The organism is Microvirga sp. Mcv34, assembly GCF_024519725.1.
GTDB lineage: Bacteria > Pseudomonadota > Alphaproteobacteria > Rhizobiales > Beijerinckiaceae > Microvirga.
This window is the reverse complement of record NZ_JALJRK010000327.1, coordinates 1-237: the sequence shown is the minus strand read 5'-3', so window position 1 is coordinate 237 and position 237 is coordinate 1. Positions and strand designations below refer to the sequence as shown.

Annotated in this window: 1 protein-coding gene; it reads right to left on the bottom strand. The window is 64.1% G+C overall.

The annotated features are described in order from the left end of the window. On the bottom strand, positions 1-237 hold a 237-nt coding region (locus OC446_RS30800), incomplete at both ends, for an IS66 family transposase (RefSeq protein ID WP_262032643.1).

The following is a 237-nucleotide window of genomic DNA, read 5'->3' as shown; positions in this document are numbered from 1 at the left end:
GACGTTCATCGCGCACAACCGTCCACAGCCTGCCGGTCTTGGTCTGGCCGCGTCCAGGGTCGAGGACCGGAATGGGGGTATCGTCAGCATGCACCGTTTCGCCGGCACGGGCATGGGTTCCGATCCTTTCGCTCAAGATCTGAAGCAGAGCCGCCATTGCCCCGACCCAGCCGGCCAGCGTTGAGCGATCGAGATCGACGCCTTCGCGCGCATAGATGTCACTCTGGCGATGCAGGG